Source organism: Gracilimonas mengyeensis (assembly GCF_900182705.1).
Taxonomy (GTDB): Bacteria; Bacteroidota; Rhodothermia; order Balneolales; family Balneolaceae; genus Gracilimonas; species Gracilimonas mengyeensis.
This window is the reverse complement of the sequence record NZ_FXTP01000013.1, coordinates 10,896-28,607: the sequence shown is the minus strand read 5'-3', so window position 1 is coordinate 28,607 and position 17,712 is coordinate 10,896. Positions and strand designations below refer to the sequence as shown.

The 17,712-nt window shown below is 43.3% G+C and carries 15 protein-coding genes; 4 read left to right on the top strand and 11 right to left on the bottom strand.

Going from position 1 to position 17,712, the window contains the following annotated elements:
- The 3 genes from mtgA to FN815_RS14285 all read right to left on the bottom strand — a co-directional run bounded on the left by mtgA (nt 1) and on the right by FN815_RS14285 (nt 4,052).
- Nucleotides 1-912, bottom strand: coding sequence for a monofunctional biosynthetic peptidoglycan transglycosylase (mtgA, locus tag FN815_RS14295; protein ID WP_142455331.1), 912 nt, complete (start codon nt 910-912; stop codon nt 1-3).
- 133 nt (nt 913-1,045) lie between these two features.
- A complete protein-coding gene (locus tag FN815_RS14290; RefSeq protein ID WP_142455330.1) occupies nt 1,046-2,572 on the bottom strand; it encodes an InlB B-repeat-containing protein in 1,527 nt (508 codons plus the stop codon).
- Nucleotides 2,573-2,693: 121 nt separating this feature from the next.
- On the bottom strand, nt 2,694-4,052 hold the full coding sequence (locus FN815_RS14285; RefSeq protein WP_142455329.1) for a DNA recombination protein RmuC: 1,359 nt from the start codon (nt 4,050-4,052) through the stop codon (nt 2,694-2,696).
- Nucleotides 4,053-4,303: 251 nt separating this feature from the next.
- On the opposite strand from FN815_RS14285, the gene FN815_RS14280 reads away from it, so the two are divergent.
- A complete protein-coding gene (locus FN815_RS14280; protein ID WP_142455328.1) occupies nt 4,304-5,362 on the top strand; it encodes a CNNM domain-containing protein in 1,059 nt (352 codons plus the stop codon).
- 129 nt (nt 5,363-5,491) lie between these two features.
- On the opposite strand, the gene FN815_RS14275 is transcribed toward FN815_RS14280, so the two are convergent.
- Nucleotides 5,492-6,322: a carboxypeptidase-like regulatory domain-containing protein gene (locus FN815_RS14275; RefSeq protein ID WP_142455327.1), complete on the bottom strand. Its 831-nt coding sequence runs from the start codon at nt 6,320-6,322 to the stop codon at nt 5,492-5,494.
- Nucleotides 6,323-6,583: 261 nt separating this feature from the next.
- Nucleotides 6,584-7,390 (bottom strand): alpha/beta hydrolase, encoded by an 807-nt coding sequence (locus FN815_RS14270; protein WP_221930324.1) that lies wholly within the window; start codon nt 7,388-7,390, stop codon nt 6,584-6,586.
- Nucleotides 7,391-7,495: 105 nt separating this feature from the next.
- Here FN815_RS14270 and FN815_RS14265 point away from each other — a divergent pair, with 105 nt between their 5' ends.
- Complete coding sequence (locus FN815_RS14265) at nt 7,496-8,428, top strand: Brp/Blh family beta-carotene 15,15'-dioxygenase (protein ID WP_142455325.1); 933 nt, start codon at nt 7,496-7,498, stop codon at nt 8,426-8,428.
- 91 nt (nt 8,429-8,519) lie between these two features.
- Here the strand turns inward: FN815_RS14265 and FN815_RS14260 are convergent, their stop codons facing one another.
- Nucleotides 8,520-9,386, bottom strand: coding sequence for a bacteriorhodopsin (locus FN815_RS14260; RefSeq protein ID WP_142455324.1), 867 nt, complete (start codon nt 9,384-9,386; stop codon nt 8,520-8,522).
- Nucleotides 9,387-9,780: 394 nt separating this feature from the next.
- On the opposite strand from FN815_RS14260, the gene FN815_RS18955 reads away from it, so the two are divergent.
- Nucleotides 9,781-9,933 carry a hypothetical protein gene (locus FN815_RS18955; RefSeq protein ID WP_185957312.1) on the top strand — a complete coding sequence of 51 codons (153 nt, stop codon included), beginning with the start codon at nt 9,781-9,783 and terminating at the stop codon, nt 9,931-9,933.
- Nucleotides 9,934-10,149: 216 nt separating this feature from the next.
- Here FN815_RS18955 and FN815_RS14255 read toward each other — a convergent pair whose 3' ends face one another.
- The 5 genes from FN815_RS14255 to FN815_RS14235 form a co-directional block, all read right to left on the bottom strand.
- A complete protein-coding gene (locus tag FN815_RS14255; RefSeq protein ID WP_246075304.1) occupies nt 10,150-10,623 on the bottom strand; it encodes an EVE domain-containing protein in 474 nt (157 codons plus the stop codon).
- Between the two features lie 136 nt (nt 10,624-10,759).
- Nucleotides 10,760-11,764: a dTDP-glucose 4,6-dehydratase gene (gene rfbB, locus FN815_RS14250; protein WP_142455323.1), complete on the bottom strand. Its 1,005-nt coding sequence runs from the start codon at nt 11,762-11,764 to the stop codon at nt 10,760-10,762.
- Between the two features lie 2 nt (nt 11,765-11,766).
- Nucleotides 11,767-12,312 (bottom strand): dTDP-4-dehydrorhamnose 3,5-epimerase, encoded by a 546-nt coding sequence (gene rfbC / locus FN815_RS14245; RefSeq protein ID WP_142455322.1) that lies wholly within the window; start codon nt 12,310-12,312, stop codon nt 11,767-11,769.
- Nucleotides 12,309-13,172, bottom strand: coding sequence for a dTDP-4-dehydrorhamnose reductase (gene rfbD, locus FN815_RS14240; protein ID WP_142455321.1), 864 nt, complete (start codon nt 13,170-13,172; stop codon nt 12,309-12,311). The genes rfbC and rfbD overlap by 4 nt, the downstream gene beginning before the upstream one ends.
- A gap of 1 nt (nt 13,173) precedes the next feature.
- Nucleotides 13,174-13,875 (bottom strand): sugar phosphate nucleotidyltransferase, encoded by a 702-nt coding sequence (locus tag FN815_RS14235; protein ID WP_142455320.1) that lies wholly within the window; start codon nt 13,873-13,875, stop codon nt 13,174-13,176.
- Between the two features lie 143 nt (nt 13,876-14,018).
- On the opposite strand from FN815_RS14235, the gene FN815_RS14230 reads away from it, so the two are divergent.
- A complete protein-coding gene (locus tag FN815_RS14230; RefSeq protein ID WP_142455319.1) occupies nt 14,019-17,681 on the top strand; it encodes a T9SS type A sorting domain-containing protein in 3,663 nt (1,220 codons plus the stop codon).
- Nucleotides 17,682-17,712: the final 31 nt, after the last annotated feature.

The window sequence follows — 17,712 nt, the reverse complement described above, 5'->3', positions numbered from 1 at the left end:
TTATTTTAATTGTTCATCCAGTGTATCAGCACTAACATTTTGGATGAGAGTATCCGTTAAGTTATTGACCGATAGTGAGTCCGTCTTTACCGGTATACTTTCATCAGGATAAGAAAAAAAAGTGGAATCAATATCAGAAAATGCTGTATCTGCTTCATTCTCTGGCTGGGAATCTTGTTCGGGAAGATAAATATAGCCGCTAAGCTGCTGCATATTCCGCAAGATCCAACGGCTCCTCTCTATCACATAGCTGGAAGCAGGTTCCGGTTCAATCCGCTTGGGGTTTGGCAACACCGTTGCCATTCGGGCTGACTGCTCCGGGGTGAACTGAGCCGGCTTTTTGCCATAATAATGCGCCCCGGCTTTAGCTACGCCATACATGCCCGGACCAAATTCTGCAATGTTCAGGTACACTTCAAGAATACGGTCTTTGGTCCATAACAGCTCAATCATCACGGCGATACCCGCCTCTATCCCCTTTCTGAAATAGCTTTGGGCCGGCCATAAAAACAAGTTCTTAGCTACTTGCTGTGTGATGGTACTTGCTCCCCGTACACGCCCTTCCTTTTCTTTCTCTTCAAGTGCCTGTTCTATGGCGGCTAAATCTAAACCCCAATGCTCATAGAACCGTTGATCTTCTGAAGCCACTACGGCCAGTTTTAAATGCTCCGGAAGTTCATCCGCAGGTACCCAGCTTTCACGCAACGAATACCGTTCTTGTTCTAACCCGACCCAATCTTCCTGTAAAGTAAAAGCCGAAAAAGAAGGATTCACCCAGCGTAGTGCAAGAATGATCAATACAAAACAGAGAAAAATCCCGGCAACTATATAAGCCGCCAACTTGGCGTATTCTGTCCAGGATGGTGGTGTTAATTCATCAGTCCAGTCGTTGGATGTAGTATTCTCTTCCATAAGCCAATTGTACCTTGTTTAAGAGTGAATAGCCTATAATAAAAGTTTTGTTCCAAGTGAGAAGCATACCATTTTTCCTTCCTTGATTAAATTGTATTCAAAGATCTTTCTGCCAACACTTTAAAAAATTAAATCATTTGTAACCGCAGTAATACTCTACTACATGTGAATCATTTTCTACTAAATCTGACTTGGCATAGGTCGTACGACTGGAAAAATATCTTGGATACTCTTCATTTATAATATGATCGTAGTATTGATAAACTTCTGTCCCCCATCCTAATTCATGCCTTCCGATGGGATAAGTTTTTCTTGATTTCAGTCTTAATTTATCTGCGTTGGGTAAAAGAACAGACCCATTATCAGCAATAAGATGCTCGTAGATAGCCCCTAAAAAACCAGGTATTCCATTAACATCTTTGTAAATAGAACTCTCATCTTCATAGGTTACACTAAAGTCACTTTGATTGATATTAAATGTTTTACAGCTATTGGTGTAATAATATTGATAAGCAAAAATACCATAATCCCCCGAAGACCAAGTAGTATTCCCTTCATGTAATGCTAAACCACAAGGCTCCTCATAAATCATTGCGGTACTAATATCATCTTGTTCTATATTTGACCGAATCAGATAGTTATACTTTGAAACCTGATCTCCATCCCATGCAAATTCATAAATATTTCTGTTATTAAATCTCACATAGAGTAGTACAAACCTAATCAGTTTATCATCACTATAAATAAGATCACCTCTTTGATGTGTACTGAGACCTTGGCCTGTTTGAGTGACATCAATTCTCTTATCAAATGAAGTAATAAATTTACCTTCATAGTTGAAATCCCAATCAAGAATTTTAACGGAATCCCCACCTGCTTTATGCCGATAGGCGTCCAAACTTTTAGGCAAACAGTAATCCAGCTCTCCTTCTTCAAAAATAAGATCCAGAGATATATCGGAATTAATGTCGAATTCCAATACTTCTTCTTGAGTACTAAAATCTCCTTCCCAACGCCGAAAAACCCATGTAGTATCTGGCACTGGCTGAAGTGTAATTGTCGAATTAGACCTGAACCATTTTATATTGGTTGTATCCCAATCGGCAAGACTTCCATTGCCTTCAACATTCACTTCTACTTTGTAGAATTCCCGTTCAAATTCAGCATTAATCTCTAAAGGAGATTCCACGGTCACCTCTATTACCGAGTCTTCACTTACTACGTCACCAGACCATCTTACAAATCGTGATTTCTCTGCAGGAATAGCTGATAACTGGACTACTGTACCATGTTCATATTCTGTTTTTGCAGGTAGCACGGTTTCCGTAATTGTGCCTTCACCCATTATTTCTGTTTTTAATTCATACGATTTCTTCTCGAAACCAGCTATCAATTCTATATCTTCAGAAATAGTTATTTCAAGTGGATTTTCTGTGGATTGGATAGTTCCATTCCAGCCCGCAAATACAAATCCTGTTTCCGGGATGGCTCTAAGATTGACAGTTTTACCTTTTTCTATGAGTGTATCAGCAGCAAAATCTACAGTACCGCTACCTTCTGGCGTTACTTCAATTAGGAGAGAATAAAAAGTAGGAGAATTGTCTGTGTTGCAGGACGTAAATAAAATACAGAATAGAAGAAGGGATAATGCTTTTCTCATGACAAATAGATAAAATAATTTTCTTTAATCTATTGTTTTTCCTGATAATCCGCATTAAAAATTATTAGTTTTTTTACTGCATAAAACTAATCCAGTTGGCCCGATAATACCCCCATAAACCTTAATCCCCTTCCTCCAGTAACTCATCTTCAACCATATTATCAGGCAGCTGCTTGGATGCTTTGGCACCCAGCTTGCGAATCATCTCGGCCTGGCGTACCAGGTTACCAGCCCCTGTTGAAAGACGTCCCATGGCCTCATCATAACTCTCTTGCGTTTGCCGGATACGTTGCCCGATATCGTTCATGCTTTCCACGAAAAGCACAAATTTATCGTACAGCGCGCCTCCGCGTTTGGCAATTTCCATGGCATTTTTATTCTGATATTCCTGCTTCCACACACTGTCAATAGTGGCCAGAGTTGCCAACAGTGTTGAAGGACTTACAATCACGATATTTTTATCAAAAGCTTCATAGTACAGGTTGGCATCGTGCTGCAGCGCCACACCAAAAGCTGGCTCGATAGGAATGAAAAGTAGTACAAAATCAGGGCTTTTAGCGCCATGTATGTGCTGATATTTTTTCTCGCTTAGTCCCTTCACATGTCCACGAATAGAATTGATATGCTCTTTCAAATAACGTTGATACTCTGCATCATCTTCAACAGAGTTCAGCTTTTCATAGGCAGTCAGAGATACTTTGGAATCAATCACCAGATATTTTTCATCCGGCAGGCGCACCACCACATCTGGACGAATACGGCGCCCGTCTTCCATGGTCACGCTTTGCTCGGTATAATATTCTTCATCTTTTCGCAGGCCTGATTTTTCCAGTATACGTTGCAGAATCACCTCACCCCAGTTGCCCTGAGTTTTGGAATCCCCCTTCAGCGCTTTGGTAAGGTTTTTAGCATCTTCACTCATCTTCTGGTTCAGCTCTGCCATCTGTTTGATTTGTTCCTTCAGGGTGGCACGCTGCTTGTTCTCGTCGGTGTAGGTTTCCTCTACTTTCTTCTTGAAGGCCTCCAGCTTTTCACCCAACGGACTCAGCAGCTGGTCCATCTGCTCTTTGTTCTTTTTGGTGAATTTCTCGGATTTTTCCTCCAGAATTTTATTGGCCAGATTTTCAAACTGTGTAGTAAGCTGCTCCTGCATTTCGGCCAGCTCTTGCTTTTGCTCGTTCAGACGCTCCTGAAGATTACGGTACTCCGCATTGCGCTCGGCCAGCTGCTTGTCCAGTTCATTGGCCCGAGTTCGTTCTTCGGCAAGATCAGTTTCTTTTTCATGCTGAAGTTTTTCCAAGCGCTGTTCATGTGCACGGGCTTCCTGCTCCAGCCTTTGCTCGGTTTCGGATAGCTGCTCATCCAGGTTCTGATTCCGTTCCTGCAGCCTTGAAGTTTCTGATTTTGACTTAAAGTGGGCAATCAGATAACCAGCCACGGCCCCGATAGCAATTCCGATTACAACAAGAACAATGTCCATGATAGAGATTTGATCTGCGTTTCAATTTCACCCCAAATATAAAAGCCATGGGTGACAGTTATTGTCATGGTTTTGGATTTTTATTTACATCCTCTTTAGCATGTATGAATCAATCCTTTCCAAATAATCAGCCCAAAAAATACACCTAATTCATTACGCCCCAATGGTATGACGGAATGCTGGGCAACTAAAACAAGTTTTCATGAGTAATAGAACTGGATCAATCTCTAAAATCAAATAGAGCCTTAAAAATGGAACTTACCATCCGGTTACTTAGCGGTGTTATTCTCCTTCTCCTGAATGCCTTCTACGTCACCTCAGAATTTGCTCTTACACGACTCAGGCAATATAAACGGGAAGAGCTTGGGGAAGGTCGTGGATTAGACCGTGCCTGGGAAATGACTAAAAAGCTGGAAATCTATCTCACTTCCTGCCAGATTGGAATCACCACTACCAGCATACTTTTAGGTGTGATAGCCGAACCGGCCGTAACCGAGCTCATTCAATTACTATTTACCACAGAAACCATTGGCGGTATTTCCACGCACGTAATATCGATCACACTTTCCGTGGTACTTATTAATTTTGTGCATACCGTTTGGGGAGAACAGGCGCCTACCTACCTGGGAGTTGAACGAGCCAAATCGGTAGCCAAATACACAGCCAGTCCTCTTTACTGGTGGACCTATGCCATCTACCCTGTGCTTGTGTTAGGTGATTGGATTACCAAAGCCACTCTTAGAGTCTTCAATATACATATGGAGCGAAGCTGGCTGGGTGAAGACTCTGATGCATCCTCTTCCGGTGATATTCGCAGTAAGATGGTGGAATTGCTACGAAGCGGCAACCTGGAGGATGAGCGACAGAAAGAAGTGTTAAATGCTCTGGATATCGATCAAATTCCTGTGGAAGATATCATGATCACCCGGGATAAGATTGTGACCTTGAGTACCGAAAAATCGTTTCAGGAAAACCTGAAGGTCATTAATCAACACATGCACACCCGCTACCCATTAGTGGGAGAAAGCATTGATGACTTTATTGGTATTTTGTACACCCCGCAAATAACGGCCAATACCAAAGAGCTTTTGGAAGGAACTAAAAAGCTGGATGATTTCGACTGGTCACGGCTCTTGGTTCCAAAAGAAATGGCGGTTAGTGATCTTATTGACCGCTTTCAGGCAGAACAACAGGAACTGGCTCTTGTAGAGGAAAACGACCGCATTATCGGCTTAGTCACCTTAACCGATGCGCTTGAAGCCATCATTGGCAGTGCAGAAGATCCGCTGGATAAGCTTGAGGAAAAATAGGTATAAGTGGCAAGTGGCAAGTGGCAAGTGGCAAATCTACAATCTTAATGATATAAAACCACCAAAAAAACTTAGCGCTCCTTGCGTCTTTGCGGTTATAAAAAAGCTCGCAGGCTAATAACGACCATTTCAATACGAAATAGTGGCGTTCATCACCATGTCAGCACTATTAGAACGCTTCCACGTTCCCTGGCTGACTTTCCTGCTCCAAGTGTCTTTAGCTCCAATCAGCCTTGACGCAAAAAACAATTTTCGATCCTCGGGATGATTTTTATCCTCTATCCATTCCATGCTAACAAAAAAGTTACCCTTTGGATAGATTTCGTATTTGCTCACATCCACATTCACCCACCCGGATTCTTCCCCATAGGTCACAAAAATATTTTCCCGTAATATATTTTTTGAAGGTTCTCCATTCTCTTCTTCATACACATTGACCCTGAACTTTATACTGTCAAAAGGATTGTGATGAATATAAAAGGATAAATTCTCCAGTTTGGAGTGCTCTTTATCACTTTCAAAAAACCGGCCAAATTCCGAGCCCAGATTATCATCCTCCATATACATCACAATTTTTAGAAGTCCCTTTCTTTTCCTGCCAATTTTCTTGGTCTTGGCCCTTTTCGCTTTTACGTTGATATGCTCCATCTCGTAACTGCGTGGACTCAATATAATGTTCGGGTTTCCTCCCAATAGTGATTGAATAGCAACTTTTCGGGGATGATATCCGATCACTGAAAACAGTAAGCTGTCGGTTCGATATTCATCAGGTATACTCAATTCAAAACGGCCATCCGGTTGCGATACCGTTCCTATATTCTGAAGCTCAATGCCAATATTCACATACGCCAATGGCATTTCATCCTGCCCCCTCACCTGCCCATTTACATGTATGTCTTGAGCCCTCACAATAGAAAAGCAATGTAGCAACCCCAGTAACCCGATAAATACTACTCTCATTCTTCCCGTTTTAAGTTATTGTTGATCTGCGGATACCCGAGGTCATCAATCTATTTGCGGTAATGACCTATCCTGTAAATAGTTAAAGACCTACACTTAACGGAGTATCATTTTAATAAGTATATGATATCTGATCCGAGACTCACCCATCAAAAAATCAACGTAATCAGCGTAATCAGCGTAATCAAACAAATCTGTGATTAAAAAAATCCGTGCAATCAGCGAAATCCCCAAAATCCGTGATTGAAAAATCAGTGATCCTCACTCCAACAGCTCCCGCAACCCATCCTGCAATTCCGGATGACGATAAATCCAGCCATGCCTTTGCCCTTCGATAATGGTATAGCTATCTCCCTCTTTCAAATAATCCGTCAACGCCAAAGAACGCTCCACCGGCAGCACCTGATCTGCACCGGCATAAAAGATGTGTACGGGCTCATCAATCTGTTGCAGAGCTTCATCAGTTCGCAAGGTATATTTCATCAGAAAATCAGGTAAGAAAGAAAACTCGCTGTCTTTTACATCCACCAAACTTTTGAAGGGCGTCCATAGAATCAGCATTTTGGGATCATAAGCCTCTGCTACCTGGGCTGCCACGCCCGATCCCAGCGAATACCCCACAATCACGATATTATCTTCTCCGTATTCTTTCACCATTTCGTTAAACACATAGCGGATATCTCCCACCAAATCTTCTTCGCCTTCCATCTCCCCGCGACTCTTCCCATAGATGCGGTAATCCGGGTAAATCATATCATAGCCGTTATCCAAAAACAGCGTGTACTTGTCGGCATTGGTTTGATTGGCACCACGGTTTCCATGCAGGTACATCACCAGGCCCTTGGCTGTGTCGGCATCTGTGAAAGCGTGCACGGCTTGAATACGAACATCCTCCTCTGGCTCAAACCATCGTTCCTTAAACTGAAAGGAATAGCCATACCCTGCATTCTCGTCCAAAACGCGGGGATTGAAAATGATGGATTCCTGGATAGAGTAGAAATAACCACAAATACCCGCATACACCATCACCAAAAAAATACCGGTTCCAAAAGCTGACTTCTTAAGCATCATAGATTATTTAATTCTTCTCAAAACTACTAAAAAAACCAGCTAAGGAACTGATTTTCTGTAGTTAAAGTTTGTTTTTTCATCCGACCATTCATCAATGTCTTTTTGAGTAAAACACATACCGGTCATACGCTTCAACAAGTTCTAACAGGGGTTTTTGCCTTGTTACTGAATCTTCTGTTTCCTGATTTTATTGAAAGTATACGATATGGAGTTTTGGCCATCGTCATCTTAGTTATCGGAATGCCACACGGCGCCCTGGATCACATTATCACCTATCAGTCTTTTCCAAATCAGTCCAAACGCACCAAACGTCTTGGTTTTTACGGATATTACTTTTTAATGATGACAGCCTATGGACTCCTCTGGCTCTGGTTTCCTCTCGGCGGCTTCCTATTGTTTTTGCTGATTACCATCTACCACTTTGGGCGGGCCGATGCCGAACGTTTCGATTTTGATGAATCTTCAAAACTGTTATTAACCTTTACCCGTGGCATTACCATCGTTGGCCTGATTGTGTACGGCAGCGAGCCAGCGTACATATCACGTATTGTTGAAGTGCTGACCGGCTATAATTCTATGGCACTGGTTGCCTACATCAAACCTTACTTTTGGATTCCACTTATTTTAGCTGCTGTCTATCCCCTTGCTTATGCTGCCGTCCTGCTTTTTACACCCAACAAAACCCCTTCTACTCTTTACCATATCGATGCTATAATAGTGCCGGTTTTATTTGCTCTGGGAGATCCCATCTTTGCTTTCTCTATTTATTTTGGAGTCTGGCATTCATACAATCACGCCCAAACGATGCTTCGTTATCTCCAGAAAAAACAGCATGAAGTTTCCATGAAGTGGTTTTACCAGAAAACAATGCTGCTTAGCCTGATATCTTACGCTGGTTTGGCAGTACTCTATGTGATCACAGAAGCATTTGGTGATATGTACTTGCTGCTGGCACTTCTATTCGTATTGATAAGCGTGTTGACCCTTCCCCATATTTTTGTGGTTGAAATGATGTACCGCAAATTTGGTAGTTAAAACTCTCCTGTTGGGCATAAAAAAGACCGGCAGATTGTATCTGCCGGTCTAAGTTTTCGTCAATTAAACGTAGTCATTGTTTAATTTTATATTACAGAGCTTTCTCCATGTGTTCGTAATCGTATCCCTCCGCTTTACTCATTTCCTGGGCAACCAGTGTAAGCAGGATTCCATAAATCACTTTTGAACTGATATCTGCAATCGTATAAGTAATATGTCGTGCTACAACAGCCGTTTCTGACAGGGCAGGTTCTAAGCCCATACTGAAAAGATAAGGCATCAAATAAGCACCTGGATACAGGAACCATGAGAATAAAAACAGCTTCCAAATACTTCCAAGATAGCGTTGGGCCGTTTCGGGAATACCTTCTTTTCCTTCCTTAATTACTTTGCTCATCAGGTACAGAATATGGATAAAAAATAAGGTAGAAATGAATCCCCAAATAAAGAATAAAGAAGGATTGGTTACCTCATAAAATTGTCCGATGTACCCGGTGATAATCATACCGGCACCGGAAAACCAGAATCCGTTACGAATAGAGCTAAAGCTACTTTTTGTCAGCGTTACTACAAACAGGATTTGAAATAGCAGCATTGGTACGTCAATAAGCCAGTTTAAGTACCGGTAGCCGTTATTAAACAAATCAGCTCCGGGGGCCAAAACATACCGGGCTGTCTCAGCATCATAAACAAGTGATGATGTCCAGTTTTGTTGTTGTACATATAACAGCAAAAAGGCTGAAACCATGACCACAACTGAAAGTACAGACGAAATGCGAAATTTTGGTTTTACGGTCTTGATGGTAAGTACAAAATACAACAGGCCTGCCAGCATCACGGCAAACCCGAGCGTTAATACGTGAGATGACATTTGGTAAGCCATCTCGGTGTAGCCAAAGTTTAGAGCCACGTAATTTTCAAAAGTTGAATTACCCAGCATGCGTATCAGATCATTCATAGCGTGTTAGATTTGATTTGAAATTATAGCATACCCACGCTGCAAAGCTGAATGATTCACTGTTAAATGCATCAACAATAATTGCAGCCCAAGTAGATCTCTTATGATGAATAGTCGATTACCATAACTTTCAATTCAATTTGAAAGTTCCGCTCTATCTACTGATTAAAAGGGAATTATTTAAGTAGGCTTTTCATTCAATGAATAAATTCAAAACAAATCTAAATTATGAAAAAATCAGACATATATATTTTAGCGTCTGCTCTTATTTCTATGTTACTGTCCATTTATTTATGGTTCAGCGTGGATAAGGATGCCGGACTTTTCGTAGGCCTATGGGTACCTTCTCTCTTGGGTTTTGGCGTATACATCAAAACGATTTACGGAGGACGCCATGAATGATCCGTTTATATTTTTTGCAGGCATTGTAGCAACCATTCTTTTTTTGGTAGGCTATGGTTACACGATTAAAGAATTTCAGGAATTAAAAGATGAGCGCAATTCCGAATCCTTTCCTGAAGAAAGTAATGCTGAGATCGAGAAATGATCTCAGCATCTTAAAAAACCTGAGTTCGATATAAAACCGGTCATTGCGAGGTATTCAGCGACCGTATGGGAGCAAATACCGTGGCAATCTCCCGTATAATGCCTCTGAGCGTTGATAGAAAGATCGCTTCGTCGGTACGCATAATATCTTATAACATTAATGGGCTCCTCGCGATGACCGGCCTGTTTTTAGTGTTATTCTTATGTCGAACTCACGTTATTTAGCTTCAGCTTCAGCCATTTCATGGATTTTCTTCCATTCACTTTCTCTTACCGGGGTGATGGAATAGCGGCCAAGCCGGAACAGCTCCATCTCGTCGAGAGCAGCCTCTTCTTTCATGGCCTCGCGGGTCACCGGATTGTCAAATTTCTGAACAAACTTAACATCTACCAGTTGCCAGCGGGGTTCGCTTTCGCTGCTTTTTTCGTCAAAATATTTGGAGTTGGGATCAAATTGCAGCGGATCAGGATAAGCTTCGCTTGAGACTTCCATAGTACCCACAATAACGGGTTTGGAGATATTGGAATGATAAAACAGCACGCCATCTCCCTCATTCATGTCATCGCGCATGAAATTTCTGGCTCCATAATTTCTTACACCCGTCCAGGCGGTCTCACCATCTTTTTCAAGATCATCAATACTGTAATCATCCGGTTCCGATTTCATTAACCAATACTGTCTGTCACTCATTGTGTCTGATTTAATTCAAGATTAAAAATTGAAGATTAAAAATCAGGACTTTCAAACTCTATTTGCCGCCATTGAAGACTATCTAAATTATGGAAGAGATTAAACCTTTCCATTTTCAATCTTCAATTTTCAATCGTTATTTCGCGTTGTATTTATCTACGTACCACAAAATTGTCTGGCGCAACATTCCGTCGAAATCCTGAGAGGGTTCCCAGCCCAGTTCATTTTTAATCTTTGAAGCATCAATGGCATAACGGAAATCGTGGCCGGGACGGTCAGTAACAAAGGTAATCAGGTTCTTGTAATCTCCATCTGGACCTTTGCCTACTTCTTCATTCAGGATGTCACAAATCTTATGCACAAGATCCAGGTTTTTCCACTCATTGTTTCCGCCGATGTTGTAGGTTTCCCCGGCTTTACCTTTATGGAAGGCCACATCCAACGCATCATTATGCTCGTGCACAAATAACCAATCGCGTACATTTTCGCCTTTCCCGTACACAGGAATGTCGTTGTGCTTCACCGCATTTCTGATCACCGTAGGTATCAGTTTTTCATCGTGCTGATGCGGCCCATAGTTATTGGAACAGTTGGTAACTACCACATTCATCCCAAACGTACGGCTGTACGAACGTACAATCATATCGCTGCCCGCCTTGGAAGCTGAATAGGGAGAGCTTGGAGCGTAGGGAGTCTGTTCGGTAAAGAGTCCGTCATCTTCCAGTTCTCCATACACCTCATCCGTTGAAACATGAAGAAAACGATTATTAGCCCAGGAATCTTCACTTTCCTTCCAAAGCAGTCTGCATTCTTCCAAAATGTTAAACGTGCCAACAATATTGGATTGGATAAATGGCTCCGGTCCCTGTATGGAATTATCTACGTGCGACTCTGCCGCCAAATGGAATACCCCTTGTGGTTTAAAAGAGTGCACCACGTCGTGAACTTCGTTTCGGTTCACCAGGTCTACCTTCTTAAAATAATAGCGACCTGAATCCTTCAGCGGTTTCAAAAAGGTCTGATCGGAAGCGTAGGTAAGCTTGTCGAGATTAAAAATTTCCCAGTCAGGATGCTGCTTGTGCAGTCTTAAAATCAGGTTTGATCCTATAAATCCAGCTCCGCCAGTTACAATAATGCGCATAATTAAAACAGATCTTCTTTATTGATGGATGAAAATAAGGGTTGTGTACGGTCTTTGTCAGAAAGCAAAGGCCGTTCCACGTCCCAGTTTACCCGTATTTTGGGATCATCCCAACGGATGCCCCGCTCGCCTGGCTTATGATAATAATCTGAACACTTGTAGGAAACTACCGCCTCATCCGAAAGCACCGAAAAGCCATGAGCAAATCCAACGGGAATGTACAACTGGTGCTTGTTTTCATCAGATAATTTGTAAGCTACATACTGTCCAAATGATGGCGAATTCTGCCGGATATCAACCGCTACATCCAAAATGGTGCCCGACAGACACTGCACCAGTTTGGCCTGTGGTTTCTCGATTTGGTAGTGCAAGCCTCGAATGGTGTTTTTGTATGATTTAGAGACATTGTCTTGCACAAACTCTGCAGTAATTCCCGCATCGGCTAAAACCGATTCACGATATGCTTCAAAAAAATATCCGCGGTCATCTTCAAAAACCCGGGGTTCAATCAGCTTTACGTCTGCAATACGTGTTTCTTTTACCTTCATGTATTTAACTCTGACAACAAATTTTTTAATCCTTCTTTCCAGCCGATTACTTCGGCGCCGGAGATGTTAGCAATTTTTTGGGTACTTAACAGCGAAAATGCAGGACGCTTAGCTGCGGAGGCAAATTCACTGCTGTCCACAGGTTCTACATGAACTTTCACATCAGCCTGCTTAAATATCTCATTTGCAAAATCATACCAACTTATTTTCCCTTTCGAAGAAAGGTGAAAAGTCCCTTCTTCTTCCTGCAGGATAAGCTTCCAACAAAGATCCACTGCATTCTTGGTAAAAGTGGGACAACCGTGCTGATCATTCACCACTTTAAGCAAATCTCTTTCATGCCCCAACTTTAGCATAGTCTTAACAAAATTATTTCCATATCTACCGCAAAGCCAGGAAACACGGCACAACAGGTAGGAGCAACCGGATTCTTTCAGGGCTTTTTCGCCCGCAAGCTTACTTTCTCCATACACATTTATTGGATTGGTGGGATGGTCTTCGGGGTAACCACCTGGTAATTTCTCGCCATCTTCTTTTGTGCCCGGAAATACGTAATCCGTAGAAAAGTGCACCAGTTTTATATCATGCTCCGCGCAATAACCGGCCAGATTAGCGACCCCTTCTCCATTGATGGCAAAGGCTTTTTCCGGTTCCTCTTCCGCTTGGTCTACCTTGGTATAAGCTGCACAATTGATGAGTACATCAGGCTTCAGGTTCCCCATAACGCGACGGGTGTCGGCATGATCAGTCAGATCAAAATCGTAGGACGATAGTGATATAAACTCCACTTCCTGCCGGTTCAGATACTGCACCCATTCACTGCCTAATTGTCCGCTGCCACCGGTAACCAATATTCTCATGTTAGCTCCGCACCAACTCATTTGCCGTGCGATAGGATTCCGGGGTACCGGCATCGGTCCACCATCCATCCATCACTGAGCTTTTCATCTCCCCGTTTTGGATATAAAAGTTATTCACGTCGGTAATTTCCAGCTCGCCGCGGCCACTTGGCTTCAGCGTTTTGATGCATTCAAAAACTTTGGAATCGTAGAAATAAATGCCGGTAACTGCATAATTAGATTTGGGTTGGTCCGGTTTCTCTTCAATCGAGATAACCTTTTCCCCGTCCAGTTCAGCAACGCCATAACGCTTGGGATCAGGTACTTCCTTAATCAGGATCTGAGAGCCGCTTCCATCGTAGTTATCTACGGCTTTCTGCAAGGAGGTCTCGAAAATGTTATCCCCAAGTATCACCACTACCGGTTCATCGCCTGCAAAATTCTCGGCTAATCCAAGTGCCTGGGCAATTCCACCGGCTTCATCCTGCACTTTGTAAGTGAAGCGGCATCCAAAATCCTTTCCAGAACCCAGCAGGTTTACAACAGCCCCCATGTGTTCGGTACCAGTTACAATTAAAATCTCGCTGATACCCACTTCTATCAGTTTTTCAATGGGGTGATAGATCATCGGTTTATCACCTACCGGCAATAAGTGCTTATTGGTAACTTTGGTAAGCGGAAATAACCGTGATCCGGTACCGCCTGCAAGTATAATTCCTTTCATAAGTATGTGTTTAATTTTTCATCAAAATAAAGAAAGTTTTTTTACTTCTCCGAACCGAATATTCTACCTCCTATATTAGAGAGTTTTAACTCCGTCAAGGGTGTTAAAAACCTTATTTTTAGAGGGTAAGGACTCTCTAAATTATGGTTTCAGCCAACCGAATTTTAGTTATCTCGTTTTTAGCCGCTGTGATACTCAGTATCGGCTCTGGCATTGCCTTTTCTCAGACCCACACCTGGACCGGTACCGTAAGTACTGACTGGAACGACGCCGCTAACTGGGATGCCGGCACTATTCCCGGGTCTTCTTCAAGTGTAAAGATCACCAATATGACCAATAAACCGGTGCTCAGTAACACCACAACGGTAGCGTCGGTACAAGTTGGAAGCAACTGGCCAGGTTCCGGCGTCACCACCCTTACCATCGCCAACGGGAGCAACCTCACTATCACCAACTCCCTGTCTTTTATCTCGGGAGGATCACTGCACATCGATGGAGGAGCAGTCAATCACACCGGCACAAGTTATTCTATGGGTTACAATGCTTCCCAATACATCGAAATGACCAGCGGAAGTTTTACCACCAATGCCAATGTAAGTACGACCGGCGGCGATGGAACTCAGCCCGCTTTTTCTGCCGGCAACGGTTCAGCAACTTTTAACGGAGACCTAACCGTAAATTCCAATAAACGATTTGATGTACAAAATGGGACCGTGGAAATTAATGGGGAAACCAACATCAACGGCATATACAACGGCGATGACGGTATTACTACCTTTAACGATGAAGTTCAGGTGGGCAGTGGTGGGGTGCTGGACCTTGATTCCGGTACATTGAATTTTAATGCCTTTTCGAGCATCAGTAATAATGGTACAGCTTACCTTGGCACGGGTACCGCTAATTTTGCTGATGACGTAAATGTGCAAAGCGGTGGATACCTATACGTAGAATCTGGAGAAATGAATGTTTCCGGAGATGCCAATTTCTCCAATAACGGGAACTTGTATGTTGATGACGGTTCGGTAAATGTGACCGGAAATGCCAGCCTTTCAAGCGGCGGTGAAATGTCTTTTACTTCCGGCTCATTTTCTGTAGGTGGTGATGCCAGCTTTACCGGGGGCGGAGACGTAAACCTTGGGGATTCTGATGTTGATTTACAAGGAAACCTGACCGTACAGAGCGGTGCTAATTTTGACGCCGGAACCAGTAATGTCACTTTTAGCGGCAATGGCACTCAAACCATTAACACCAATGGTAACGACATTGAATTTTATGATGTAACAGTGGGCTCTAATACTACATTAGAAACCGACGGGAGTTCTGAGAATACCATCATCATTGAAAATTCGCTTACGGTAGAAAATGGCGGAAATGTGGTTGTTCAGGACAATGATACCATCGATATACAAGGTGAACTCGACGATGATGGCGGAGGGGTTGTCAGTAGCAGGCCGTTTGTGTATTCCATTTCAACTCCTTCTCTTACCGAAGTGGTTGTAACTTATAACAAGGCTATGGACGAAACCACTTCCGAAACGGTCTCTAATTATTCTATTAACAACGGCATCTCTGTTTCAAGTGCCACATTGAATCCATCCAACAACAAGCAAGTGACGCTGGTGGTATCTACCCTTACAGAAGGAGTAGAATATGAGCTAACGATTAACAATGTAGAATCTACAGACGGCGGTGTAATCTCCACCAATCATTTAAAACGCTTTACCGTAGTTACCCAAACGGTGTTCTACAGCCGCCAAAACGGAAACTGGAACTCCAATAGTACCTGGTCTACCGTGAGCCATACCGGGGCAGCCGCCAGTTCTAATCCTTCCACAGAAAATGATGCTGAAATCATTATTGGCAATAGCCATACCGTAACCGTCAATTCTTCAGCCACCATCACCGATCAACAATCCGTTACCGTTAATTCTGGCACCTTGCTTGTGGGCAGCGGCGGTACACTTACTCTTGGAACCGATGTAATTACGGGCGGCGGCACCTTCCAGGTGGGCAGCGGTACGATCGAAATTGGCTCTACTGCGGGTATCACTTCATCGGGTTCATCCGGTAATATTCAAACCTCAACCCGTATTTTTAGCAGCTCAGGCAGTTATACCTACAACGGCAGTTCTTCACAAAGTACAGGTTCCGGTCTTCCAGGCCAGGCTAACAATCTGCGCATTGACAACGCATCCGGGGTTTCCCATAATAGTAATCTCGAAGTAACAGGGACCCTTTACCTCACCGATGGAACCCTCACTATGGGAACCGGTGACGAGCTTATAGCAAACACCAAGAGCATTTCCGGCGGTAATCTTACCATGCAGCACAGAATTACTGGCTCTACCGGATGGCGGCTGCTTTCATCCCCCATCTCATCCTCTTACGGAGACTTACTGGACAATACGATTACACAGGGATTTAGCGGTGCGTATTATTCCACCGGCTCTAATCCGGGTGATACTCTGCAGCCCAATGTGATGTACTATGATGAAAGCTATGCTACCAATAGCAATGGCGGTCCGGCTACCGACAATCAACGCTGGCGGGCTCCCTCTTCGGCTTCATCGAATGTCCCTGATGGACGCGGGCATTACGTCTTCTTTTTCGGGGATATTGACGGGGATCCGCTTTATGATAACTTATTTGATTTTCCGATCACACTGGGTGTTACCGGACAAGAAAATTCAGGATCCACCAATTTTGGCATCACATACACTACGGCTGCCGACTCCGGCTGGAACCTGGTAGGCAACCCATATGCGGCCAGTATCGATTGGGATGATTCCGGCTCCTGGACCAAGACCAATGTGGATAACACCATTTATATATGGGATCCGGGAAGCAGCAGTTTTAAAACCTGGAACGGCACCACGGGCAATCTCCCAAGCCAGGGACTCATTTCTCCTTTCCAGGGTTTTTGGGTGAAAGCCAACGGTGCCTCCCCTACCCTTGAAGTGGATGAAAGTGCCAAGACCTTTGGGGGCGACTTTGTAGGTAAAACCCAATCTAAAACCCACACTGAACCCATTATCTCTCTTCGCATTTCAGATGGCGACAAGGAAGCATCTACTCATTTTATGTTTTCGGATGAAGCAAGTATCAATAAAGATGTTATGGATGCCTACCGATTGCTACCTCCCCCAGATATAGGCACTTATCTGGCTATAAGTTCTGTTTCAGAAGAAGGCGAACATTTTACCATCAATAACCTGCCGCGAAAGTTTGGGCGGCCCATTGAAATACCCATTTACGCGGAAGCTTTTGAAGCAGGCTACTCTTCTTCCTCACAAGTGGAATTATCAATAGATGAGCTTAAGAATATCCCCTCAGGATGGAAAGTCAGCCTGGTAGATCGTGAGACAAATTCGGAAATAAATGTTGGGTCAGCCTTCTCTTACAGCTTCAACCTGGATGGAATTGCTCAGAAAAAAGCCCCCAATGCAGATGGTGATGGGAAGCCCAAAGTAGCAGCTAAAAGGAATAATAACGCTCGGTTTATGTTGGTCATAGATCCTGGTTCCGATGCCAACAACCTGCCCCAAAATTTTGATTTGTCTCAGAATTACCCCAACCCTTTCAACCCCACTACCAACATAGCTTTTGAGTTACCTGTACAATCTTATGCTGAGCTTTCCATATATGACATGCTTGGGCGACGCGTAGCTACCCTGGTTCAGGACGAAATACCTGCCGGCCAGCACACCTTCCAGTGGGATGCTTCACAGGTCTCCAGCGGCATCTACATTTACCGGTTTATGACCAATCAAACCGTCATCACCAAAAAAATGACATTGATAAAATAGCTGGATCTCCCTTGTTATCTTACAGGTACCT